22 protein-coding genes and 3 tRNA genes are annotated in these 21,233 nt (G+C 71.8%); 12 read left to right on the top strand and 13 right to left on the bottom strand.

The features are described from left to right. Positions 1 to 72 precede the first annotated feature (72 nt). Together J3P41_RS14955 and J3P41_RS14960 are read right to left on the bottom strand one after the other, a co-directional pair. Positions 73 to 246 (bottom strand): CsbD family protein, encoded by a 174-nt coding sequence (locus J3P41_RS14955; RefSeq protein ID WP_210651151.1) that lies wholly within the window; start codon positions 244 to 246, stop codon positions 73 to 75. 106 nt (positions 247 to 352) lie between these two features. After that, on the bottom strand, positions 353 to 625 hold the full coding sequence (locus tag J3P41_RS14960; protein WP_246862234.1) for a Rho termination factor N-terminal domain-containing protein: 273 nt from the start codon (positions 623 to 625) through the stop codon (positions 353 to 355). A gap of 84 nt (positions 626 to 709) precedes the next feature. Between J3P41_RS14960 and J3P41_RS14965 the strand changes: the two genes are divergently transcribed. Beyond that, on the top strand, positions 710 to 1,171 hold the full coding sequence (locus J3P41_RS14965; protein ID WP_210651152.1) for a DUF6328 family protein: 462 nt from the start codon (positions 710 to 712) through the stop codon (positions 1,169 to 1,171). Positions 1,172 to 1,191: 20 nt separating this feature from the next. On the opposite strand, the gene J3P41_RS14970 is transcribed toward J3P41_RS14965, so the two are convergent. Then, positions 1,192 to 2,031, bottom strand: a complete 840-nt coding sequence (locus J3P41_RS14970) for a nucleoside hydrolase (protein WP_210651153.1) — start codon at positions 2,029 to 2,031, stop codon at positions 1,192 to 1,194. 115 nt (positions 2,032 to 2,146) lie between these two features. Between J3P41_RS14970 and J3P41_RS14975 the strand changes: the two genes are divergently transcribed. The 5 genes from J3P41_RS14975 to J3P41_RS14995 all read left to right on the top strand — a co-directional run bounded on the left by J3P41_RS14975 (position 2,147) and on the right by J3P41_RS14995 (position 5,123). Then, positions 2,147 to 2,665, top strand: a complete 519-nt coding sequence (locus J3P41_RS14975) for an SRPBCC domain-containing protein (protein ID WP_210651154.1) — start codon at positions 2,147 to 2,149, stop codon at positions 2,663 to 2,665. Positions 2,666 to 2,691: 26 nt separating this feature from the next. Further along, positions 2,692 to 3,144, top strand: a complete 453-nt coding sequence (locus J3P41_RS14980) for a DUF6069 family protein (protein ID WP_210651155.1) — start codon at positions 2,692 to 2,694, stop codon at positions 3,142 to 3,144. 201 nt (positions 3,145 to 3,345) lie between these two features. Beyond that, a complete protein-coding gene (locus J3P41_RS14985) occupies positions 3,346 to 3,855 on the top strand; it encodes an RNA polymerase sigma factor (protein WP_210651156.1) in 510 nt (169 codons plus the stop codon). Further along, on the top strand, positions 3,848 to 4,618 hold the full coding sequence (locus tag J3P41_RS14990) for a hypothetical protein (protein ID WP_210651157.1): 771 nt from the start codon (positions 3,848 to 3,850) through the stop codon (positions 4,616 to 4,618). Before J3P41_RS14985 ends, J3P41_RS14990 begins: the two co-directional genes overlap by 8 nt. Before the next feature lie 82 nt (positions 4,619 to 4,700). After that, positions 4,701 to 5,123, top strand: a complete 423-nt coding sequence (locus J3P41_RS14995) for a hypothetical protein (protein WP_210651158.1) — start codon at positions 4,701 to 4,703, stop codon at positions 5,121 to 5,123. Between the two features lie 148 nt (positions 5,124 to 5,271). Here J3P41_RS14995 and J3P41_RS15000 read toward each other — a convergent pair whose 3' ends face one another. Together J3P41_RS15000 and J3P41_RS15005 are read right to left on the bottom strand one after the other, a co-directional pair. Continuing rightward, a complete protein-coding gene (locus J3P41_RS15000; protein WP_210651159.1) occupies positions 5,272 to 7,188 on the bottom strand; it encodes a hypothetical protein in 1,917 nt (638 codons plus the stop codon). Between the two features lie 454 nt (positions 7,189 to 7,642). Beyond that, positions 7,643 to 7,715: transfer RNA gene (locus J3P41_RS15005), tRNA-Arg, on the bottom strand. A gap of 170 nt (positions 7,716 to 7,885) precedes the next feature. Here J3P41_RS15005 and J3P41_RS15010 point away from each other — a divergent pair. The 3 genes from J3P41_RS15010 to J3P41_RS15020 all read left to right on the top strand — a co-directional run bounded on the left by J3P41_RS15010 (position 7,886) and on the right by J3P41_RS15020 (position 12,901). Continuing rightward, positions 7,886 to 9,724, top strand: a complete 1,839-nt coding sequence (locus tag J3P41_RS15010) for a phosphoenolpyruvate carboxykinase (GTP) (protein WP_210651160.1) — start codon at positions 7,886 to 7,888, stop codon at positions 9,722 to 9,724. Between the two features lie 178 nt (positions 9,725 to 9,902). Further along, entirely contained in the window at positions 9,903 to 11,762 is a 1,860-nt protein-coding gene (locus tag J3P41_RS15015; RefSeq protein ID WP_210651161.1) for a phosphoenolpyruvate carboxykinase (GTP), read from the top strand. A 134-nt stretch (positions 11,763 to 11,896) separates the two neighbouring features. Continuing rightward, a complete protein-coding gene (locus J3P41_RS15020; protein ID WP_210651162.1) occupies positions 11,897 to 12,901 on the top strand; it encodes a TrmB family transcriptional regulator in 1,005 nt (334 codons plus the stop codon). Positions 12,902 to 13,100: 199 nt separating this feature from the next. On the opposite strand, the gene J3P41_RS19005 is transcribed toward J3P41_RS15020, so the two are convergent. The 3 genes from J3P41_RS19005 to J3P41_RS15030 all read right to left on the bottom strand — a co-directional run bounded on the left by J3P41_RS19005 (position 13,101) and on the right by J3P41_RS15030 (position 14,022). Next, positions 13,101 to 13,235 carry a hypothetical protein gene (locus tag J3P41_RS19005; RefSeq protein ID WP_282594950.1) on the bottom strand — a complete coding sequence of 45 codons (135 nt, stop codon included), beginning with the start codon at positions 13,233 to 13,235 and terminating at the stop codon, positions 13,101 to 13,103. Between the two features lie 171 nt (positions 13,236 to 13,406). Continuing rightward, positions 13,407 to 13,497: transfer RNA gene (locus tag J3P41_RS15025), tRNA-Ser, on the bottom strand. A gap of 63 nt (positions 13,498 to 13,560) precedes the next feature. Next, entirely contained in the window at positions 13,561 to 14,022 is a 462-nt protein-coding gene (locus J3P41_RS15030) for a hypothetical protein (protein WP_210651163.1), read from the bottom strand. A gap of 104 nt (positions 14,023 to 14,126) precedes the next feature. Here J3P41_RS15030 and J3P41_RS15035 point away from each other — a divergent pair. Next, positions 14,127 to 14,211 (top strand) — tRNA-Ser (locus J3P41_RS15035). 101 nt (positions 14,212 to 14,312) lie between these two features. Here the strand turns inward: J3P41_RS15035 and J3P41_RS15040 are convergent. Genes J3P41_RS15040 through J3P41_RS15050 form a run of 3 tightly spaced genes read right to left on the bottom strand, consistent with a single transcriptional unit; the run spans position 14,313 to position 17,015 of the window. After that, a complete protein-coding gene (locus tag J3P41_RS15040; protein ID WP_210651164.1) occupies positions 14,313 to 15,644 on the bottom strand; it encodes a hypothetical protein in 1,332 nt (443 codons plus the stop codon). Next, a complete protein-coding gene (locus J3P41_RS15045) occupies positions 15,641 to 16,588 on the bottom strand; it encodes a hypothetical protein (RefSeq protein WP_210651165.1) in 948 nt (315 codons plus the stop codon). The genes J3P41_RS15040 and J3P41_RS15045 overlap by 4 nt, the downstream gene beginning before the upstream one ends. A 1-nt stretch (position 16,589) precedes the next feature. After that, positions 16,590 to 17,015, bottom strand: a complete 426-nt coding sequence (locus J3P41_RS15050; RefSeq protein WP_210651166.1) for a hypothetical protein — start codon at positions 17,013 to 17,015, stop codon at positions 16,590 to 16,592. A gap of 171 nt (positions 17,016 to 17,186) precedes the next feature. On the opposite strand from J3P41_RS15050, the gene J3P41_RS15055 reads away from it, so the two are divergent. After that, positions 17,187 to 18,704, top strand: coding sequence for a potassium/proton antiporter (locus J3P41_RS15055; RefSeq protein WP_210651167.1), 1,518 nt, complete (start codon positions 17,187 to 17,189; stop codon positions 18,702 to 18,704). A gap of 8 nt (positions 18,705 to 18,712) precedes the next feature. Here the strand turns inward: J3P41_RS15055 and J3P41_RS15060 are convergent, their stop codons facing one another. Together J3P41_RS15060 and J3P41_RS15065 are read right to left on the bottom strand one after the other, a co-directional pair. Further along, positions 18,713 to 19,216: a LytR C-terminal domain-containing protein gene (locus J3P41_RS15060; protein WP_210651168.1), complete on the bottom strand. Its 504-nt coding sequence runs from the start codon at positions 19,214 to 19,216 to the stop codon at positions 18,713 to 18,715. Further along, positions 19,213 to 19,512 carry a type II toxin-antitoxin system VapB family antitoxin gene (locus J3P41_RS15065; protein ID WP_210651275.1) on the bottom strand — a complete coding sequence of 100 codons (300 nt, stop codon included), beginning with the start codon at positions 19,510 to 19,512 and terminating at the stop codon, positions 19,213 to 19,215. The genes J3P41_RS15060 and J3P41_RS15065 overlap by 4 nt, the downstream gene beginning before the upstream one ends. Positions 19,513 to 19,581: 69 nt before the next feature. On the opposite strand from J3P41_RS15065, the gene J3P41_RS15070 reads away from it, so the two are divergent. After that, positions 19,582 to 21,201: a helicase HerA-like domain-containing protein gene (locus J3P41_RS15070; RefSeq protein ID WP_210651169.1), complete on the top strand. Its 1,620-nt coding sequence runs from the start codon at positions 19,582 to 19,584 to the stop codon at positions 21,199 to 21,201. The last annotated feature ends 32 nt before the right edge of the window (positions 21,202 to 21,233 follow it).

The raw sequence follows: 21,233 nt of genomic DNA on the forward strand, positions 1-21,233 counted from the left end.
AGGGTGGGGTCGCCCGCGGGCCGTCGCTCTGGTTGCCTGCCCCGACGACGGTGCGTCGGTCGGGAGGGCGGCTCAGTGCTTGAAGGCGTCCTTGACCTTCTCGCCGGCCTGCTTGAGGTCGGCTCCGGTCTGGTCGCCCTTGCCCTCGGCCTCCAGCTCCTCGTCGTCCGTCGCCTTGCCGGTGGCCTCCTTGGCCTTGCCCTTGAGCTCGTCGGATTTGTTGTCGAGCTTGTCGTCCAGACCCATGTCGGTTCCTCCTGTGGGATCGATGACCGGGTGGTCACCTCGAACCTGTCACGCCCGTGGTGATGCAAGGACACCCGTGGGGGTGGCGGACCCACTGGGTGGGTGCTCAGTGGTTGCGCAGGGCGTCGATCAGCTCGGCCTTGTTCATCGACGAGCGGCCTTCGATGTCCAGCTCGGCGGCGCGCTTGCGCAGCTCGTCGACGGTGCGGTCCTCGTAGTCGCCCGCCTTGCCGCCGCGCCCGCCGACCTCCGAGCGCCCCTGGGCCGCGGACGCGTTCGCGATGCGTGCGGCCTTCTCCTTGCTCGCGCCGTCGTCGCGCAGGGCCTCGTAGACCTCCGGGTCCTTGACCGACGGGCCGGGCTTCTTCTTCTCAGCCATGCCCATCACGGTGCCACCGGGCTGGAGAGCCCGGCTCACCCGTGAGGAGGTGGGCGGCGCCAGCGCGACGAGTACCTTCGGCCAATGGCGCGCGGCAGAGGCGGCGAGACGCCGCAGGAGCAGGCGGACCGCAACTGGTCCGACCTCCTCCAGGAGCTGCGCGTCAGCCAGACCGGGGTCCAGCTGCTGGCCGGGTTCCTCGCCACGCTGCCGTTCCAGGAGCGGTTCGAGGACCTCGACGCCTTCCAGCGCGGCTGGTACGTCGCCCTGCTGGCGCTGGCCTTCGGGACCGTCGGTGTCACCCTGACGCCCGTCGCGATCCACCGGCGGGTCTTCGGTGACGACGCCAAGCCCGAGCTGGTCCGGGCAGCGCACCGGTTGACGACGCTCGCGCTCGCGCTGATCGCCGTACTGCTGGGCGGGATCCTGTTCCTCGTCGTCGACATGGTCTACGACCGGACGGCCGCTGCGTGGGGAGCGGTTGCTTCGGTCGGGGTGTCGGCGGTGCTGCTGGTCGTGGTGCCGCGGCGGGTCGGCCGCCGCTGAGGGCGCGGCCCCTCCGAGCGTCAGGCGCCGAGCAGCACCTCGACGAAGGCGCGTGCGACGGCCGGTGCGTCGACGTCGACCACGACGTCGAGCAGCCTGCCGTCAGCGGTCGCGGTGAGTCGGTCGCCGACCACTCCGAGGCGGCGCGGCTCGACCTGGAACAGGTGGGGGTGGGTGAGCAGCAGCAGTGCGCCGGCATCGCCCACGAGGTGCGCTCGCCGGACCGCCAGGAGCTCGCCGGCCAGGGCGGCCACGGGGCGTCCGGACGCCCGGAGCAGCTCGACGTCTGCCGGGGTCACCGAGACGCGCTCGAACACGTCGATCGGGTACAGCGTGACGGGCCGCACCGTCGCCATCGCCCGCGCGGTGGCGACCGGGTCGTGACCGGCGTTGAACTCCGGGGCGCCCTTCTGAACCAGCTCGCCGCCGAGCACGACGAGGTCGTCGGCGAACGGCGCGCTGGCGGCGAGGTTGGTCATCGGCGCCAGGCCGACCAGCGTGAAGGGCGCCTGTCCTGCGACGGAGCCGAGGAGCGACGCGACGTCCTGCTCGCGGTGCCCCACCTGCGCGACCCGTACGCCGCCGAGCCCGTCGTGGCCGTGGTTCGTCGACCCCGCCCGCGGTCCAGCGCCCGCCGACGTGCGTGCGGCGCCAGCTGCGACCGGCACGCGGGGCGCGCCGGCGTGGGCGAGCACGGCTGCGGAGTTCCGCGCGGCGACCTCGACCGGCACGTTGCCGACCACCGCCGTCACCGCACAGAGCTCGAGGCCCGGGCTCGCGACCGCGTACAGCAGGGCGAGCGCGTCGTCGATGCCGGTGTCGACGTCCAGCACGACGCGCCGCACCCCTCGTCCCGTCACGGCACGGAGCGTACCCGTGCTGACGGCCTCATCAACCAGATGGTTGACAACGACCGAATGCGGTCGTTACGGTCTATTCAACTCAATGGTTGATCACTATTCGGGAGGACGGACCATGACCACCACGACCGAGCAGCACGAGCAGGACGCCGCAAAGCGCTACGACGCCGCCGTCGTCGAGGCCGACCCGGCGGTGCCGACCATCCACATCCGTCGCGACTTCCACGCGAGTCGGGCACAGCTCTTCCGTGCCCACACCGAGCCCGGGCTCTTCGCCCGCTGGATCGGTCCCAAGGAGTTCGAGAACGAGATCACCGAGTGGGACGCCAGGGACGGTGGCGCCTGGGCCTACACGGCGCGACACGGCGACTTCGAGGGCTCGTTCCGCGGTTGCTTCCACACGGTCCGGGAGGACCGCATCGTGCAGACCTTCACCTGGGACGGCATGCCGGACGCCGTGTCGCTGGAGACCCTGACCTTCACGGACCTCGGTGGCGGTCGGACCCGGCTGCACGCCGTCTCGCTGTGCGACTCCTTCGAGGCGCGCGACCAGTGGCTGGCCAGCGGCATGGAGCACGGCGTCGAAGAAGGCTACGACTCGCTCGAGCGACTGGCCACCGGCGGTGAGCTGTGACCGGCTCAGCGACCCGGGGAGAGCGCATGACCAGCACCGGTGACCGCGCACTCGCTCCTCCCGCAGCAGCGGTGTCGCGCGGGCGGCGCTACCGCAGGCTCCTGGCTGCGGGGCTCGCGGCCACGGTGGCGGCGATGGTGGCCACCACCCTCGCCGCCGCGCTCGCCCGGGCTGCCGGCATCGTGTTCGAGCTCCCCGAGGGTGGTGGCGAGGCGATCCCCCTGTCCGGCTTCGCCATGATGACCGGCATCTTCTCGCTGGTCGGCGTCGGCATCGCCGCCGCACTGCTCAGCTGGAGCGCGCCCCCGGCGCGAAGGTTCGTGCAGGTCGCCGTGGCGTTGACGGCGGTCTCGCTCGTCCCGCCGTTCGTCGTGGGAGCAAGCGCTGCGACCGCCGGCACGCTGGTGGTCCTGCACTTGATTCCGGCGGCGATCGTGATCCCGGTGCTTGCTCGAGCGGTGCGGGTCGCGGCGCGCTGACGCGTCCGAGCATCCCCGCGTTCATCCTCCGCCCCATCTTGGCGTGGGAACCTCGCCCCCGAGAACGTGCTGTCGCGCGCTCTCGGGGGCGCGGTCGTCTGGGGTGGGAATCTTCCCCTGCGCCGGTGAAACCGACCGGGCGGTCCGTGCGTCTCGCTTCCGAAGGGGGACGCAGGTGGCAGCCGTACGAAGTGGGAACAGATGGACGAGGATGAGTTCGACGAGTTCTACGCCGCATCGGCGCAGCGCATCACCTCGCAGGTCTACGCGATGGTCGGCGACCGCGACGTGGCGCAGGACTGTGTCCAGGAGGCCTTCGCCAGGGTGTGGGCCCGGCGGCGCAGGTTCGGCGACGTCCAGTACCGCGAGGCGTGGGTCCGCACGACGGCGTACCGCCTCGCAGTCGACCGGTGGCGACGCGGCGCCCGCGCCCGGCGCGAACCGGACCGCGCCCTGGAAGGATCGGGTGTCGTCGCGCCGCCCGACGAGTCGTACGTCGCCGTCGTGACTGCCCTGCGCGAGCTGCCCGAGACGTACCGTCGTGCGATCGTCCTCCATCACCTCGCCGACCTGCCGGTGCGCGACGTCGCGCTCGAGCTGGGCGTGCCGGAGGGAACCGTCAAGACCTGGCTCAGGCGGGGAAGGGCCGCGCTCGCGGCCCTCCTCGCCGAGCCGTCCGCGTTCGAATCGGGAGTGGTGCACGATGGATGACTCCAAGCTCTTCGGCGCCGGCGACGCGCCCGTGTGGGACCTGGCGCCGGCCAGCGAGGTGAGGCGTCGGGGGCAGCAGCGGGTCCGGCGCCGGCGAGCGGCGATCGGCGCGGCCGGCGCTGTCCTCAGCGCGCTCGTGGTCGTTCCGCTCCACGCGATCGGCTTCAACCCGCTCTCCGACCCTCCGGATCGGGCCCGCGACGTCGCCGTCGCCAGCGACCCGGCCCTGCCGGAGCCGGCCCTCGAGGACGGCTGGCTGCAAGGCGTGCCGGCCGACGTCGTGCTGGACGCCGGCATGACGGGCGGGCGGACCGAGGTGCTGCGCGGGCAGGAGGCGTCGATCGCAGTGGGCGACTGCGAAGCGGTGCGCCTGCCGACCCGGGGCTCGGTGGTGACGCAGGGCTCCCACGGCTCCGACCTCGCCGCGACGGAACGGCGCGTGCTGACCGTCTTCGAGGACGGCGCCCGCGCCGAGGATGCGTACGGCGCCCTGCGTCGGTCGATCGCACCCTGCGTGCGGCGCGGCTGGGACGCGGAGCAGATGGTGGCGGTCGAGACAGGGTCGCGCGGCTTCGTGTGGGCGTCGGTGTTCCGGCGTGCGCAGTCCGCGGGCGCGTACGTGCTCTCGGTCCAGGTCGGCAACTCGGTGCTGGTGGCGACCGGGGCGATGGAGGAAGCCGGTCCTCGGGCCGAGGTTCCGGTGCCGCGGCCGTTGCTGCAGACGGTCCGCACGCTGTGCGCCTTCGACCGCGACCCCTGTTGACGCACCCATCCCGAACGTCGTGAAACCCACGCCGCGCCTGGGGCGTCACGTAGGCGTCAATCACCGCAGGAAAGGAACTGTGATGTCCCAGTCCAAGCTCTCCAAGCCGCTGTCGGCACTCGTGGCCGGCTGCTTCGTCGCCGGCGGCGCCGTCGCCGTCGTGACCGGCTCGTCCTCGGCGCAGGCCGCCCCGGGTGGCGAGGCGCGTGCCGCGTCCTCGGCTGAGGCCGCACCGGCCGCCGAGGCCCGCACGCCGGCTCGACCGGCCGCGTCGGCAGGCGCCGCCTCGATGCACTCCCCGTACGTCCCGGACGTGCCGCACGTGCCGGCCGACGTGTCGCTCGCGATCACGCCCGACGGCGAGGCCCGCTACTTCGGGCGCCCCGGGTCGATCTTCAACGGACCCGCCGCCGAGGTCGACGCGACGGTCACGGAGTGGTGGGCCGACCAGATGGCCCAGGGCGTCTCGCCCGAGCGCGCGGACGAGCTGCTCGCTCGCCGCTGAGCAGTCCCGTCCGGACGGACACCGAAGGGCCCGAGGCGTCATGCCTCGGGCCCTTCGGCTCGTTGTGGTTCGAGTTGCTGGCGTAGCACCCACGCCGGCGTGGCTGGTCCGCCGATGTCGGCCTTGTGGACGCGGTCGCCGCCCGGGCTCAGGACGTCCCGACGGCGATCCCCTCCACGACGACCGGACGCTTGCTGCTCTTCACCGTGATCCGCACCTTCCCTGACCAGGGTGCCGTGAAGGCGGGCACCCGCACGATGCGGTGGCGAAGGGTCGACGGGCTCGTGAGCCGGATGGTCCGCTTGCGTCCGCCGGCCTGAAGGACAATCGTTCCACCGCGCTTCGATGTGGTGACGACCAGCGCGATCCATCGAGCGTCCCTGACGGAGTGGCTCAAGCGCGCACCTCGTCTGGTGGCACGCGCCTCCACGCCGGCCCAGGCCTTGGCGCTCCGCTTGATCCGGAACCCCTTCTTCTTCATCTCTTTCGCGGTGTGCGGCACGGTGAAGGAGCGGGTAGCGGGCGTCGCGTCCACGTGGCCCGCACCGTCGACCGCGGCGACCGCGAACGTGTGGCTTCCAGCGGCGACCCCGCTCAGCGCAACGGCTCCCGCACCGCACGAGACGGGCTCTCCGTCCAACGTGCACCGCCACGCCTGCACGGCCTCGTCAGCCGAGTACGTCAGGCGCACCGACCGGTCCAGGACGATCCCGTCCTGCACAGGCCCGCCGGTGATCGCCGTGTCGGGTGCACGGGTGTCGGGACTTCCCGGAGCATGCGTGCCGGGGTCTTGGGTGCCGGGGTCAGTCGTGCCGGGGTCCTGGGTGCCGGGGTCTTGGGTGCCGGGGTCTTGGGTGCCGGGGTCTTGGGTGCCGGGGTCCTGTGTGCCCCCGCCGACCTGCCAGGTCCGCACCTCGGGTGTGGGGTCTGCGTTGCCGGCGCGGTCGATGCCGCGTACCTCCAGACGGTAGGTGCCGGCCGCGAGATCCGTGATCTCGAGCGGTGAGGTGCAGGTCGCCCAGGCGCCGACGTTGCCGCTGGCGGTGAGTCGACACTCGAAGGAGGCGGCGTCGTCCCCGGTGAACGTTGCGTGCACTCCATCCGTCGTAGCGTCGAAGCCCGTGATGGTCGTCTCGGGGGGCAACGTGTCCACGCGCCACTGGATCGTGGCAGGCACCTGGTCGACGGCGTTGCCGTGACGCGCGCGAACCGACAGCCCGTGCAGACCGCTCCTGAGCCCCGTGAGGGTGGTCGTGGGTGTCGCGGAGGTGGCGCACGGCCATTCGGCGCCGCCGTCCAGGGAACACACGTAGTCCTCGGCATGCGAGCTGGCGAAACCGAACGTCGCCGAGGTGGAGTTCGACAGCGCGCCCGGTCCGCTCACGATCTCGGTGTCGACGATGTCGAACAGCGCGGTCCGTACGGCACTCTGGTTGAGGGACGTGTCGAACGCGCGGACGTCGATGCGGTGCTCTCCCTCGGGGAACTGGCGGAACATGCCCGGGATGCAGTGGGTCCAGCTGCCGCTCTGGTCGAACTGGCACTGCGTGGTGGCTCCATCCGTGAGCCATCTGAAGGTCGCCGTGCGCTCGATCGTCCGGTCCTGGCTCGCCTCTACGTCGCCGAGCTCGGGCGGCCGTACGTCCACGAACCGTGCCAGCGGTGCTGCCTCCACGCTGCTGAACGCCCCGGAGTGCACACCGCACTCCACGAAGCCGTCGACTTCGCGGGTCTCGTCACATCCGGTCCAGCCGTCGAAGACCCAGTTGTCGGCCGGGATCGGGGAGGGCTCGGCGCGAAGCCACACCCACGCTTCGAACACCTCGGAGTTGCGTACCCGGGTGCACGCACGCGTGAGGTGGTGGTCCTGCTGGTCATTGAAGTTGCAGACCGTCGGTGCGTCGTCCTCGATCGTCCCCTCGACGATCCGCACAGTTCCCGCGCCCCGGACGTAGGTCGTCACCCCGACCTGCCCGGCGCTCGCGGAGCCGGCGGTGACCAGCTGAGCGCCCAGGGTGGCCAGCAGCAGGACCGTCACGGCGGTCAGCCGAGCGGCTGAGAGCATCCGAGACCTCATGCGTCCGCCCTCGCCTCGCCTACGACGGTCGTCTCGCTGGACGGCTCGTGAACCACCTGCGGGATGCCGGTCACTCCTGACACGGCTGCAGTGACGGCGGCGGACGCTACGGCGACGCCCGACGAAACGGACGTCGACACAGGCCGACCCGGAGAGGCGGCAGGGTGTCCGGGCGACACCGATGCGGATGTGAAAGTCATGGGAAGATCGTCTGGTTTCCACCAGTCCCGAGGCGTCACCCACGCTGCTGCTTGTGGCTAGCCGCCACAGCGACTCCGTCTCAACCTCTGAGGTGACTGCGCTCAGTCTTTCGGATGACGCGACCGAAGAGGAGGATCGGCGGGAGCCGAGACCACGACTCGCGCCGGGCGGGGTTGGGCGGACAGGCTGCGAAACGGCGAAACCGCAGGTCAGCGTTGCTGACCTGCGGCTTCGTGATCTGCGCGCCTGTAGGGATTCGAACCCCAAACCTTCTGATCCGTAGTCAGATGCTCTATCCGTTGAGCTACAGGCGCCCGTCCGGTGACGCTTGCGCGCCGCGTGGACTGGTCGAGGATAGCCGACGTACGGCGGACGGACGAAATCAGCCCCCTCGCGGAGCCGGTCGCGCCGTGGGGCCGTGCCCTATGGTGCGAAGACCCGCACACCCGGCGGCCGCGGCCGCCGCACGAGGAGAGGCAGCGTGATGGCAGATCTCGAGGCAGTTCTGGACGAGGCCGGGCTGACGAACCCCCGGGTCCGGGAGTTCGTGAGGGAGTACGCCGAGCTCACCGGCGCCGAGCGGGTCGAGGTGGTCAACGCCTCCGACGACGCCCGGCTGCTCGACGAGGCGGTGGCGGCCGGCGAGCTCGAGATGGCCGGCGAGGGCCGCTACTACTCCCGCAGCTACTACAAGGACACCGCCCGCTCGGAGGAGCGCACCGTCGTCGCCACCAGCAACGAGAGCGACCGGGGCGTCTACAACAACTGGCGCCCGGCGTCGGAGATGAAGCCGCTGCTGCACGACAAGATGCGCGGCGCCTCCCAGGGCAAGACGATGTACGTCATCCCCTACCTGATGGCGCCGGCCGGCAACGCCCTGGCGCCCTGGGCGGCGGGCGTCGAGCTGACCGACACCCGCACCGTCGTGCTCCACATGATCCGCATGGCGCGCGTCGGCGTGCAGCACGTCAACGACCTCGAGGACCCCGACTCCTTCGTCCGCGCCGTCCACGTCACCGGCGACCTGGAGCACCTCGGGCAGGGCACCGACGACGACCAGCGCTGGTTCGTGACCGTCGCCGACGAGCGGACGATCCTGCACTTCGGCTCGTCGTACGGCGGCAACGCCCTGCTCGGGAAGATCGCCCACGGCCTGCGGCAGGGGGCGTACGACGGCTGGGCGAGCCGGAAGTTCCTCGCCGAGCAGTACATGCTCATCGGCATCCACGACAAGGAGACGGGCCGGACGTACCACGTCTGCGGTGGCTTCCCCAGCGCCTCGGGCAAGACCAACCTCGCCATGATGGCGGCGCCCGATGCCCTCGGCGAGCGCTACCACGTCTCGTTCTACGGCGACGACATCGCGTGGCTGTGGGTCGACGAGGAGTCGGGCCGGCTGATGGGCATGAACCCCGAGTACGGCGTGTTCGGGGTCGCCAAGGACACCAACGAGACCACCAACCCCAACGCGCTGCACTCCGTCGACGAGGGCACCCGGGCGATCTTCACCAACGTGGCGTACAACCCGACGACCGGCGAGGTGTGGTGGGAGGGCAGGACGCCGGAGCCGCCGGCCGACGTGACGGGCTGGCTCGACTGGACCGGTGCCCCGATCGCCGACCGCGAGGACGGCGACACCGCGCCCTGGGCGCACCCCAACAGCCGCTTCACCACCACCCTCGACAACGTGCCCAACATCGCGCCGGACTACGACGAGCCCGCCGGGGTGCCGATCGACGCGATCATCTTCGGTGGGCGCACCCGCGACCGCGAGCCGCTCATCCGCGCGATCACCGACCTCGCCGAGGGCGTCTACGACGGGCTGACCCTGGGCGCCGAGGCCACGTCGGCTGCGGAGGGCAAGGAGGGCCTGCTGCGCTACGACCCGATGTCGAACCGGCCGTTCATGGCCTACGGCGAGGGCGACTACGCCCGCCACTACCTCGACGTGGTGGGTGCGGCGGCGGACCAGCCGATCTTCGCCCACGTCAACTGGTTCCAGAAGGACCCGGACGACGGCCACTACCTGTGGCCGGGCTATCGCGACAACCTGCGCCCGCTGCTGTGGCTGCTGCAGCTCAAGAACGGCGAGGTGAAGGGCCGGCGCACCCCGGTCGGCATCCTGCCGACCGAGGACGAGCTCGACCTGACCGGGATGGACGTCGCGGCCGAGGACCTCGATCGCCTGCTCAGGATCGACCAGGAGCGCTGGCGCCAGGAGATGGGCTTCCGCGAGGAGCACCTGTCGCAGTTCGAGCGGATGCCCGAGGAGATCTGGGCGGCCCACCGCCGGGTCGCGGCGGGCCTCGACGAGCAGGACTGACGCCGGCGTCGCACCACGTTCGGGCTCCGGCGTAATTATGCGTCCGAACTCCGAGATTCACGTCACAAGCCTGTGATCGATCCAATATGTGCCCGCATTCACACGGGCTAGCGTCCCGCGGGAGTCGCCGACAACGAGGCCGCGCGAACCACCCGCGACGAACGCTGAAGGAACGGTCATGACTGCCACCACCGACACCCACCCGACCCCTTCCACCGACCAGCCCACGACCCACGAGGGCATCCTCGCCTGGGTCGCCGAGGTCGCCGAGCTGACGCAGCCCGACTCCGTGCACTGGTGCACCGGGTCCGACGAGGAGTGGGCGCAGCTGACCGCGGCGCTGGAGGCGAGTGGCACCTTCACGCGCCTCAACCCCGAGGTCATGCCCAACTCCTTCCATGCCGCGTCGGACCCCACCGACGTGGCGCGGGTCGAGGACCGCACCTACATCTGCTCGGTCGACGAGCGCGACGCGGGGCCCACCAACAACTGGATGGACCCCGAGGAGATGAAGGGCATCATGCGGGGGCTCTACGCCGGCTGCATGCGCGGGCGCACCATGTACGTCATCCCGTTCGTGATGGGCCACCTCGAGGCCGAGCAGCCGATGTTCGGCATCGAGATCACCGACTCCGCCTACGTCACCGTCTCCATGCGGGTCATGGCCCGGATGGGCACCGACGTGCTGCGCCGCATCGAGGAGCTCGCGGACGCCGGCCAGGACCCGCGGTGGGTGCCCGCCCTGCACTCGGTCGGCATGCCGCTCGAGCCCGGCCAGGACGACGTGGCGTGGCCGTGCAACGACACCAAGTACATCGTGCAGTTCCCCGAGGAGCGGATGATCTGGAGCTTCGGCTCCGGCTACGGCGGCAACGCGCTGCTCGGCAAGAAGTGCTACGCCCTGCGCATCGCCTCGGTGATGGCGCGCGACGAGGGCTGGCTGGCCGAGCACATGCTGATCCTCAAGCTCACCTCGCCGCAGGGCGTCACCAAGTACGTCGCCGCCGCCTTCCCGAGCGCGTGCGGCAAGACCAACCTCGCGATGCTCAAGCCGACCATCCCCGGCTGGACGGTCGAGGCCATCGGCGACGACATCGCGTGGATGCGCATCGGCGACGACGGGCGCCTGTGGGCGGTCAACCCGGAGTTCGGCTTCTTCGGCGTCGCGCCCGGCACCAACGAGCACACCAACCCGCACGCGATGGAGACGATCCGCAAGGGCAACTCGGTCTTCACCAACGTCGCGCTCACCCCGGACGGCAACGTGTGGTGGGAGGGGCTGGAGAACACCCCGGCCGAGGCCACCAGCTGGAAGGGCGAGCGGTGGACGCCCGAGATCGCCGCGGAGACCGGTGAGCTCTCCAGCCACGCCAACAGCCGCTACTGCACCCCGATCAAGCAGTGCTCGATCCTCGCCGACGAGTACGACGACCCGCGCGGGGTGCCGATCGACGCCATCCTGTTCGGCGGTCGCCGCAAGACGACGATCCCGCTGGTGACCGAGGCCCGCGACTGGAACCACGGCACCTTCATGGGCGCCACCTTGTCCTCGGAGACCACCGCGGCCGCCGTCGGCGCCGTCGGGGTCGTGCGCCGCGACCCGATGGCGATGCTGCCGTTCATCGGCTACAACGCGGGCGACTACTTCGGCCACTGGATCGGCATCGGCAAGGACAACGACGCGGCCAAGCTGCCCCGCATCTTCTACGTCAACTGGTTCCGCCGCAGCGCCGACGGCGACTTCCTCTGGCCGGGCTTCGGCGAGAACAGCCGGGTGCTCAAGTGGGTCATCGAGCGCATCGACGGCCAGGCCGCGGCGGTCGAGACGCCCATCGGTCACGTGCCGGCGCCCGGCTCGCTCGACATCGAGGGCCTCGACCTCACCGAGGAGCAGCTGGCCCAGGCCCTCGCCGTCGACGTCGAGGAGTGGAAGGCCGAGCTGCCGCAGATCGAGGAGTGGTTCGAGAAGTTCGGCGACGACCTGCCCGCCGTCCTCTGGAGCGAGCTCGACACCCTCAAGGCCCGGCTGGACGCCTGATCCACGCGTCTCGGAGGTGCTCGACCCGCTCCGCCGTACGAGGCGGGGCGGGTCGATGCCGCGGCGGTGAAGCCCGCTGGGACCGTGTGGCACCATCCTCCCACTGGGTCGCGTGGGAACGTGGGAGGTGAGTCATGCCCCTCGGTCAGCACGAGCGCGGCGTCTTCGAGAAGCAGGCCACGCCCCTCTATGAGGAGATCGTGACCTCCGGCGGCATCAGTGCCGCGGACGAACGCATCGCCGGCGACGGCGAGCTGCATGAGGCCTTCGAGCTCCTGGTCGACGTCGGGCTGGTCCTCAAGAGCGAGGACGGCGCATCATGGCGTGCCGTCGACCCGGCCGCCGTCCAGGCGCGGGTGGTGGCCCCTCTCGGCCAGCAGGGGGCCGAGCTGATCGCCGAGTCGGCCCACTGGGCGCAGGCCTTCAGCACGCTGTCCCACGTGTGGCGGCGCTCGCCGAGCGCGGTCGGCGGCCCCTTCGCCGAGATCCGCGGCCTGACCACCATCGGCAACTTCCTCGCCTCCCTCGTCAGCGACGCGGAGGACGAGCTGCTGACCGCGCAGCCCCAGGACCGGCGGGGCGTCAAGCAGCTCGGCGAGGTCGGTGCGCGGGAGATCGCCGCGCTGGAGCGAGGCGTGAAGATGCGCACGCTCTACCAGCACGCGGCGCGTCGCGGCGCCGACACCCGCAAGTACGTCGCCGCGGTGACGGCCGCCGGGGCCGAGGTCCGCACCCTCGACGAGTTCTTCAACCGGCTCATCGTCGTCGACCGTCGCATCGCCATCATCCCGAGCCACGAGGGGCTGAGCGCCGCCATGGTGATCAGCGAGCCGTCGATGGTGGGCTACCTCGTCGACATGTTCGAGCGGCACTGGGAGCGGGCGCGCCCCTTCACCAGCAGCGAGACGTCGCTGATGCGCGACATCGCCGCCGAGCAGCGGGCGATGACGATCCGGATGCTGCTGGAGGGCCGGGCCGACCCGGCCGGCGCCAAGCGGCTGGGCGTCAGCCCCCGGACGTACGCCGGCTACGTGGCCGACCTCAAGAACGAGTTCGAGGTCGAGACGCGCTTCCAGCTGGGCTACGAGATGGGCAAGCGCGGCATCTCGGGCCGCGAGACCGACGAGCCCACGCCGTAGCGGTCGACGGTGCCGGGGACGGGTGCCGCGAGGCGGGAGAGAAAAGACGAGGGAGAAAGACCGAGGGCAGCAACTCCGAGGAGTTGCTGCCCTCGTGCTGGGACTCGCCTGTGGGGGAGGCTGCGGACCAGAACTCGTGGGGGGTTGAGGGGTCCGTGTCCCAGCTCTTCACTGCGCGCCAATCATGGCACGAACTGGATCACTGAGGTGCTTTGATCTTCCCGCCCCAGCTGGTGTCGATGCCGGCGCTGGCCGGGGATGCGCCGATGCCGACGAATCCGAGTCCGAGCGCGGCCACGAGGGCGGCTGCGGCGATGCGGCGTACTGGGGTCATGGGTACTCACCTCGAAGGTCACGTGTCACAGGGGATGACGAATCGATTCTCGCTCACGCGACGATGCCGCGTCCCCCTCAAGTCACTGCAGGTCTGTGCAATGCAGGATCCTGCAGAACGCTGCGGGGTGCATGCATCGGCCCCCTTCCGATGGAAGGGGGCCGATCGCGGCGGAGGCGGAGGGATTTGAACCCTCGATGGGGTTGTAGCCCCAAACCCGCTTAGCAGGCGGGCGCCATAGACCGGACTAGGCGACGCCTCCATGCCCGACGAGGGCCGGGCGCACGAAAGGCTACAAGGCGCGGCGCGCCTGCTGCCAATCGCCTCACATCTTCCGCAGGCCGTGCCCGCGCTGGAGGTGCTGCTGGACCTCGCGGACGAAGGCCTCGCGGTCGATCGCGAGCATCTCGACCGGGATCGTGGTCGTGCGTCCGTCGCGCAGGCGAAGCACGACGACGGGTGAGTCGGCGACCGTCGTGGTCACCGCGTCCTCCACGTCCTTCCACCGCCCGGCCGCGGTGCCGACACCGCGCACCCACTGCACCCGGTAGCCCTCGGCGGTGAGGCGGACGACCCACCCCTTCTGCCGCCAGGTCCACCACGTCGCCACGAGCAGCAGCACGGTGAGTGAGACGGGCACCAGCAGGAAGGCGGTGTGCACGTCGAGCACCGCGATGGCGAGCGTGCCGAGCAGGATGAGGACGGCGACCGCGCACAGCACGACGCCCAGCAGGCGCGCGGCGACGGCGGGCGCGAGGCGGTGGACAGTGGCGGTCTCGGTCGGCACGCGCAAATTCCACCACGCGCGCGGCGTACGTCCCTCGCGCGGGTCGGGTGGGCCGACGGCGCCCGGTAGAGTCCCGGGGTGTGCGGCGCCCGGGCGCGGCACGAGGAGGGGTGCCGGAGCGGCCGATCGGAACCGCCTTGAAAGCGGTCGTAGGGAGACCTACCGCGGGTTCGAATCCCGCCCCCTCTGCCGGCGATGCAACGCCGGGTCACTGCATGTAGGACCCCGCCCCACGGTGGGTGTGACGAGAGTGACCCGGCGTTGCAGCGGCGCTGTCGTCCGCGGCCGGGTCAGCCGACGAGATAGCCGAGGTCGTGCATCCGCGCGATCTCGGCGCGCAGCTCAGGGTGCTCGGCGCTGTCGGCCGCCCGGGCCCCCGCGAGGTAGACGTGGCCGTCGTCGGCCTGCGTGCCGTCGAAGACCACGGTCAGCCGGTTGGGGATCGCGGCGTTGATCAGGGAGCCGAGCAGCGCCACCGGGTCGGACCGGTCCTCCAGCGACAGCACGCGGACCGCCTCCGGGATCCGGGGGACCTGGGCCGACGGCGCTCCCGCGGTCACCACCTGGTCCACCACGAAGCGCGCCGACGTCGGCGTCGCCGCGATCTCGGCTGCGACGGCACCGCCGGCCGCCGAGCCGACCAGCATGACGCGGGCGTCGTCCTCGGTGACGGCCTTCTCGATCGCGCGGACCACCTGGGCCGCCGTGGTGCTCGGGTCGGCACCGACCAGGCGGAGCCGACCGGAGTCCGGCCCCACCGTGCCGGGCAGGTAGGCGATGTAGCGGCCGGCGCCGACGCGCTGCACGCTGATCCGGCGGTCCTCGGCGAGCAGGTTGGCCATCAGCTCCTCGAGCGAGCGCGGCGCCCGGCCGGCAGCGGCGGCCGTGTCCTCCTCCGACTGCTCGGCCTCCTCCGTCTCGACGAAGGAGCCGGCCGAGTCGCGGAACGCGGAGACCGCGTCGGTCGGGAACGGGGCGACGCCGATGGCCCGCAGGCCACCGCGGGCGGCCTGTGCGCCCTGCTCGGAGCCGAGCACCCCAGCGGTGAGCAGCGAGCGCATGTGCAGCCCGTCGAGCAGGCCGCCGCCCCCGGACAGGTGGTCCATGAGGTCCGGGTTGTTCTCGGCCAGCTCGCTGAGGTACGCCGTCACGCCGTCGCGGTCGAGCGTGTCGGTCTCGATGAGGCCGGCGCTGACGATCGCCCCACCGAGCGCCACCTCGGGCGCGAGGTAGCCGATCGCGCGGCCGGCGATGGACCCGAGCGTCTTGTAGGCGGCCTGCTGCAGCTCGTCGATCCAGCGGTACGTCAGCACCGTGGCGCGGACGACCAACGCGTCGGCGTCCAGCTCGACCGAGCGGGTGAGCAGGCCGTGCTTGCCGATCGTGGCGGCACGGATGTCCTCCTCGGCCTGGCCCCAGGTCGCCTTCGACAGCTCGCCGGAGTCGGCGACGTCGTCGTCGTTGAGGATCTCCGCGCCCAGTCGGGCCCGGCGGCGCATCTCGTCGCCGGAGGCGTCGAAGAGGTCGGCCAGCGCCAGCATCTGGTCGTACTTGTCGACGGTCACCGACGCCGACGAGTCGTCGGCGGGGCCGTCGCCGCGGGGGATCTCGAGGTCGCTCATCGGGCCACCTCCTGTCGGCGGGTGACCTGGGCGAGGACCGGCGCGAGCTCGGCCGGCAGGTCGTCGGGGTCGACGCGGGCCAAGGCGACACGGGCTCCGTCGTCGTGGCGCGGCGTCAGCGAGTGCCAGCCGTCCATGAGGAGCACCCACGACACGACGCCCACCGACGTCGTGGCGCGCTCCGACACCTCTGCGGCGAGGATCCGCAGCCGGCCCCGGCCCTCGGTGTGCACCGCCGACAGGACCGCACCCGCCTCGGCGTCGCCCAGCGGGGCGCCGTCCGCCAGCACGGCACCGTCGGCCTGGCTGACGAGGATCGGGACGAGGTCGGAGCGCCCGGCCCGCAGCGCCTCGCCGATCGCGTCGGCCAGCGCGTAGGGGACGTCGAGGTGCGCCGGGACGTGCGAGGTGGCGACGGCCAGGTCCTCGGGCACCTGGGTCACCCGGGCCAGCTCGGTGGTCCACCGGTCGACCGGGAACCAGGCGAGCTCGAAGACCAGGCCGTCGCAGGTAGAGAGGCTCGCCACCGCGTCCCCGGCCTGCCGGTGCCAGGCCTTGACCTGGGTGGTCCCGGCCGCGACGTCGACGTCGAGCGCGAGCCGCGGCGTGGCGAGCAGCCCGACCGCGCCGACGATGCCGGGGTCGGCGCCGGCATCGGTCAGCAGGCCGCGGCGCCGCAGCGTGTCCTCCGGGTCGTGGAGGGTGGCGAGCGCGTCGGCGTAGGCGGAGTCCTCGGCCGAGCCGCGGCTCTGCCCGAGGCGGCCGGACAGGGAGCCGGCGCCGGCCGGACCCTCGGGGGTACGCACGTCGAACGGCAGCGGGGCGCCGCCGGCGAGCTCGGCGACCAGGCGCAGCTCGGGCAGCGTCAGCGCGAGGCGGCGGGCCATGCCGTCGAGGAAGCTGGTCGGCGGCGAAGGCGGGGTCGTGAGGTCGATGGTCACCATGTCAAAGTCCCGGGAGCTCGACGGTCAGCCAGTCCCTGTGACCGGGCGGCGGCGGGTCGAAGGCCAGCAGCGCGGCGTCGGCCGGGTCCGGCGCCGCGGACGCGTCACCGGCCCGGCTCGCGCGGGTCCGGGCGTCCTCGACGAGGGTGGTGGCCTTGCGGGAGCGGAGGTCGATGGCCTCCTTGAGGGTGTCGACCTCGGCGAGGTGGCGCGCCAGCGAGTCGGCCGCTGTCTCGTGATGGGCGGCGGCGGTGCGCAGATGGGAGGCACGCTCCTTGATGCGCTCGCGCATCGCGTCGGCGGCCTTGCCGTGCCACGGGACGGCCTCGGCCTGGGACACGAGGCGGGCGGCGAGCGCCCGGATGTCGCCGCTCTGCTCGCGGAGCTGGGCGACGCGCTTGCGGCCCACGGCAGTGTCGCCGTACATCGATCACACCCCTTCGTCGGTCGTCGCATACCCAGTGGGCACCGTCATCAAACGTTCAACCGGCATCCATCTCGGCGCCCAGCGGGTCGTGGGACGCGGCCGGCTGGACCGGTCCCGACCGATAGGATCCCTCGGACCAGGGCCCTCCACACACCACGACACGGGGTGTCAGTGACTTTCGACGTCCACCAGCTCGACGTGTTCGTGCTGGTCGGCGCGGTGGTGACGCTCGCGGCCATCCTGGCGGTGCGACTCTCGGCCGGTGCGGGCCTGCCCTCGCTGCTGATCTACCTGCTCATCGGCGTGCTGCTGGGGGAGGGCGGACCCTTCCGGATCCCCTTCGAGGACGCGCAGCTGGCCCACGCGCTGGGGTTCGGCGCGCTGGCGATCATCCTCGCCGAGGGCGGGCTCACCACCGACTGGCGGCAGATGCGCTCCAGCATCCGGCTCGGCCTGTCGCTGGCCACACTCGGCGTCGCCGTGTCGGTCGCGGTGGTCGCCGTCGGCACCCACTACCTGCTCGGGCTGCCGTGGGAGCTGGCGATCCTGCTCGGCGCCATCTGCTCGCCCACCGATGCCGCGGCTGTGTTCTCCGTGCTGCGGGCGCTCCCGCTGCCCAAGCGCCTCACGGGGGCCCTCGAGGCCGAGTCGGGGCTCAACGACGCCCCCACCGTGGTCCTGGTGGGCATCATCTCCACCGGGGTCGTGGGCGAGGCGGGACTGCTCGAGGTCGCCGGCACGATCGTCTTCGAGCTCATCGCGGGCGGGGCGATCGGGGCGGCCTGCGGCCTCGCCGGCGGGTGGGTGATGCGGCGCGCCGCGCTGCCGTCCACCGGCCTCTACCCGCTGGCGGTGCTGAGCCTGGCGTTCACGGCGTACGGCGTGGCAGCAGCCGTGCACGCATCCGGGTTCGCCGCGATCTACGTCGCCGCGCTGATCCTCGGCAACAGCGAGCTGCCCCACCGAGGGGCGACCAGGTCGTTCGCCGAGGGAGTGGCCTGGCTGGCGCAGATCGGGCTGTTCGTGATGCTGGGCCTGCTGCTCTCGCCGGGACGCATCGACGTCGACACGGTCGTCCAGGCGCTGGTGACCGGCCTCGTGCTGACCGTCGTCGCGCGACCGCTGTCGGTGCTGGTCAGCAGCGTCGTCCAGCCGATGGGCCTGCGCGACCTGACGTTCATCTCCTGGGCCGGGTTGCGCGGGGCCGTGCCGATCGTGCTCGCCACCATCCCCCTGGCCGAGGGGGTCGAGGGGGCCGACGACCTGTTCGACATCGTCTTCGTGATGGTCGTGGTCTACACGCTGCTCACCGGTCCGACCCTGCCGCTGGTGGCGCGCTCGCTGGGCGTGGCCCGGCGCAACCACCCGCGCGGTCTCGACGTCGAGGCCGCACCGCTCGAGAAGGTCGCGGCCGACCTGCTCCAGGTCACCATCGCGCCCACCTCGAAGATGCACGGCGTCGAGGTCGGGGAGCTGCGACTGCCGCAGGGGGCCTCGATCTCGCTGGTGATCAGGGCGGGCGACGTGCTGGTGCCGGAGCGTCGTACGGTCCTGCGCGCCGGCGACGACCTGGTGGTGGTCACTCCCCGCAAGCTGCGCGAGGCCACCGAGGGCCGCCTGCGACAGGTCTCCGAGACCGGGCGCCTGGCCCACTGGCTGGGCGAGGAGTCCAGTCGCGATCGCGACTGAGGGCCGGACTACTCGGAGCCGGTGGCGCGGCAGTAGGTGGCGTCGGCCCGCGCGACCACCGACTCGACCTGCTTGCTGCGCAACGACTGGAACTTCTCGCCCACGACGACCACGACGCCCGGTCCGAGCGCGTCGCCCGCGACGACCTGCGCGTTCTTGAACTGGCGGCGCACCAGGTCGACCGCCGGGTTGGCCGCGTCCGCGGCCCAGATCTGCGTCGTCGCTGCCGGCTGGGGCGAGTCGCCCACCGTCCCGGCGACGAATCCGCGCTCCTCGAGTTGGGCGCTGGTGGCGCTGGCGAGCCCACTGCGCCCGCTGCCGTTGAAGACGCTGACGACGACCTGGTCGCGGCGCACCTCCTCGCCCGTGGCGACGTCGGCGTCCTCGCAGATCGCGACCGGCTCGTCGCGCGGGAACGGCTTGGTGAACGCCGCCCAGCCCCAGAGGGCGGCGACGACGACCAGGAGCGCCAGCACGGCCAGCGTCAGCGCCGACCGCAGCGCGCCGCTCACTGGTCGGCCGCCTGGTGGACCCGTGCGTGCAGCACGCTGCGCTGCTGGAGGGCCGCACGCAGTGCTCGGTGCAGGCCGTCCTCGAGGTAGAGGTCGCCGCGCCACTGCACGACGTGGGCGAAGAGGTCGCCGTAGAACGTGGAGTCCTCGTCGAGCAGCGTGTCGAGGTGGAGCATGTCCTTGGTGGTGACCAGCTGGTCGAGGCGGACCTGGCGCGGCGGCAGCTCGGCCCAGGCGCGGGAGGTCAGCCCGTGGTCGGGGTAGGGCCGGCCGACGCCCACCCGCTTGAAGATCACGCCGGTGATCATAACGACGGCTCCTCGCGGCCCCTCGTCCTCGGCCGGGAGCCTGACTAGGCTCCGCTCATGAGCGAGACCTCCGAGGCGCCTCCCGCGGCCACCGACCCCATCGTCGCGGCCGTGGCGCCTGGCTACCGTTTCGAGGGCGACGCCCTCGAGCTGGGCGGACTGATGCTCGACGCGGAGACGCTCAGCGACGTCCGCATCCGGATCCCGCTCGGCATGCTCAACCGCCACGGTCTCGTCGCCGGCGCCACCGGCACCGGCAAGACCAAGACGCTGCAGCTGCTGGCCGAGCAGCTCAGCGCCCACGGCGTACCCGTCTTCGCCGCCGACATCAAGGGCGACCTCTCCGGCCTCGGGGTGCCGGGCGCGCCCGACGACAAGATCACCGCGCGGAGCGCGAGCGTCGGCCAGCAGTGGACGGCGACCGGGTTCCCGACGGAGCTCTTCTCGATCGGCGGCGAGGGCGTCGGCGTACCGGTGCGGGTGACGATGTCGGCGTTCGGGCCCACGCTGCTCGCCAAGGTCCTCGGGCTCAACGAGACGCAGGAGTCCTCGCTGGCGCTGGTCTTCTACTACTGCGACAAGAATGGCCTGCCGCTGCTCGACCTCGCCGACCTGCGCGCGGTGCTGCAGTACCTCACCGGCGACCCGGCCGGAAAGGCCGAGCTCAAGGCGATCGGCGGCGTGTCCCCGCAGACGGCCGGTGTCATCCTGCGCGAGCTCGTCGCGTTCGAGGCGCAGGGCGCGGACGTCTTCTTCGGGGAGCCGGAGCTCGACACCAAGGAGTTCCTGCGCACGACCGACGACGGCCGGGGCGTGATCAGCCTGCTCGAGCTGCCGCACCTGCAGGACCGCCCGGCGCTGTTCTCCACCTTCTTGATGTGGATGCTCGCGGACCTCTTCCACGACCTGCCAGAGGAGGGTGACCTCGACAAGCCCAAGCTGGTCTTCTTCTTCGACGAGGCGCACCTGCTCTTCGACGACGCCTCCGAGGCGTTCCTGGACCAGGTCGCCCAGACGGTGCGGCTGATCCGATCCAAGGGCGTCGGCGTGTTCTTCGTGACGCAGTCGCCCACCGACGTGCCCGACGAGGTCCTCGCCCAGCTCGGCTCGCGCATCCAGCACCAGCTCCGCGCGCACACGCCCAACGACGCCAAGGCGCTCAGGGCCACCGTCGACACCTACCCCGAGAGCGCGTACGACGACCTGGGTGAGGTCATCACCAGCCTCGGCATCGGCGAGGCGGTCGTGACCGTGATGAACGAGCGCGGCGCACCGACCCCGGTGGCCTGGACCCGGTTGCGGGCGCCGGAGTCGCTGATGGACCCGGCGCCGGCCGAGCAGATGGCGGCCGCCGTCGCGGCGTCCCCGCTCACCGCGAGGTACGCCGAGCCGATCGACCGCGAGTCCGCCCGCGAGCTGCTCGCCGCCAAGCTGGAGGAGGGCGCCCGCAAGGCCGCCGAGGACGCGCGGGTCGAAGAGCTGGCGCGCGAGCAGCGCAACGCGCGGGTCACCAAGAAGGCTCCTGCGAAGAAGGCCCCGGCGCCGCGGTCCTCGCGCTCGCAGGAGGCCGACGACGGGATGCTCGAGAGCGTCGTGAAGTCGCCGGTGTTCAAGGACTTCATGCGCACCGCGGCGCGCGAGATCGCGCGGGGGATGTTCAAGAGCGGGCGCCGCTGAGGTCTGACCTCCGCCCGGCCGCCGCCCGCCGC

The organism is Nocardioides sp. SYSU D00065 (genome assembly GCF_017916425.1).
Lineage (GTDB): Bacteria > Actinomycetota > Actinomycetes > Propionibacteriales > Nocardioidaceae > Nocardioides.

Excerpts from the sequence above, each read along its gene's own strand:
- J3P41_RS15050 (WP_210651166.1), bottom strand. The coding sequence starts at position 17,015 with ATGTACGGCGACACTGCCGTGGGCCGCAAGCGCGTCGCCCAGCTCCGC.
- J3P41_RS14985 (WP_210651156.1), top strand. The coding sequence starts at position 3,346 with ATGGACGAGGATGAGTTCGACGAGTTCTACGCCGCATCGGCGCAGCGC.
- J3P41_RS15070 (WP_210651169.1), top strand. The coding sequence starts at position 19,582 with ATGAGCGAGACCTCCGAGGCGCCTCCCGCGGCCACCGACCCCATCGTC.
- J3P41_RS15015 (WP_210651161.1), top strand. The coding sequence starts at position 9,903 with ATGACTGCCACCACCGACACCCACCCGACCCCTTCCACCGACCAGCCC.
- J3P41_RS15045 (WP_210651165.1), bottom strand. The coding sequence starts at position 16,588 with ATGGTGACCATCGACCTCACGACCCCGCCTTCGCCGCCGACCAGCTTC.
- J3P41_RS14995 (WP_210651158.1), top strand. The coding sequence starts at position 4,701 with ATGTCCCAGTCCAAGCTCTCCAAGCCGCTGTCGGCACTCGTGGCCGGC.
- J3P41_RS15010 (WP_210651160.1), top strand. The coding sequence starts at position 7,886 with ATGGCAGATCTCGAGGCAGTTCTGGACGAGGCCGGGCTGACGAACCCC.
- J3P41_RS14990 (WP_210651157.1), top strand. The coding sequence starts at position 3,848 with ATGGATGACTCCAAGCTCTTCGGCGCCGGCGACGCGCCCGTGTGGGAC.
- J3P41_RS15020 (WP_210651162.1), top strand. The coding sequence starts at position 11,897 with ATGCCCCTCGGTCAGCACGAGCGCGGCGTCTTCGAGAAGCAGGCCACG.
- J3P41_RS19005 (WP_282594950.1), bottom strand. The coding sequence starts at position 13,235 with ATGACCCCAGTACGCCGCATCGCCGCAGCCGCCCTCGTGGCCGCGCTC.
- J3P41_RS14975 (WP_210651154.1), top strand. The coding sequence starts at position 2,147 with ATGACCACCACGACCGAGCAGCACGAGCAGGACGCCGCAAAGCGCTAC.
- J3P41_RS14980 (WP_210651155.1), top strand. The coding sequence starts at position 2,692 with ATGACCAGCACCGGTGACCGCGCACTCGCTCCTCCCGCAGCAGCGGTG.
- J3P41_RS14955 (WP_210651151.1), bottom strand. The coding sequence starts at position 246 with ATGGGTCTGGACGACAAGCTCGACAACAAATCCGACGAGCTCAAGGGC.
- J3P41_RS15000 (WP_210651159.1), bottom strand. The coding sequence starts at position 7,188 with ATGCTCTCAGCCGCTCGGCTGACCGCCGTGACGGTCCTGCTGCTGGCC.
- J3P41_RS14960 (WP_246862234.1), bottom strand. The coding sequence starts at position 625 with ATGGCTGAGAAGAAGAAGCCCGGCCCGTCGGTCAAGGACCCGGAGGTC.
- J3P41_RS15040 (WP_210651164.1), bottom strand. The coding sequence starts at position 15,644 with ATGAGCGACCTCGAGATCCCCCGCGGCGACGGCCCCGCCGACGACTCG.
- J3P41_RS14965 (WP_210651152.1), top strand. The coding sequence starts at position 710 with ATGGCGCGCGGCAGAGGCGGCGAGACGCCGCAGGAGCAGGCGGACCGC.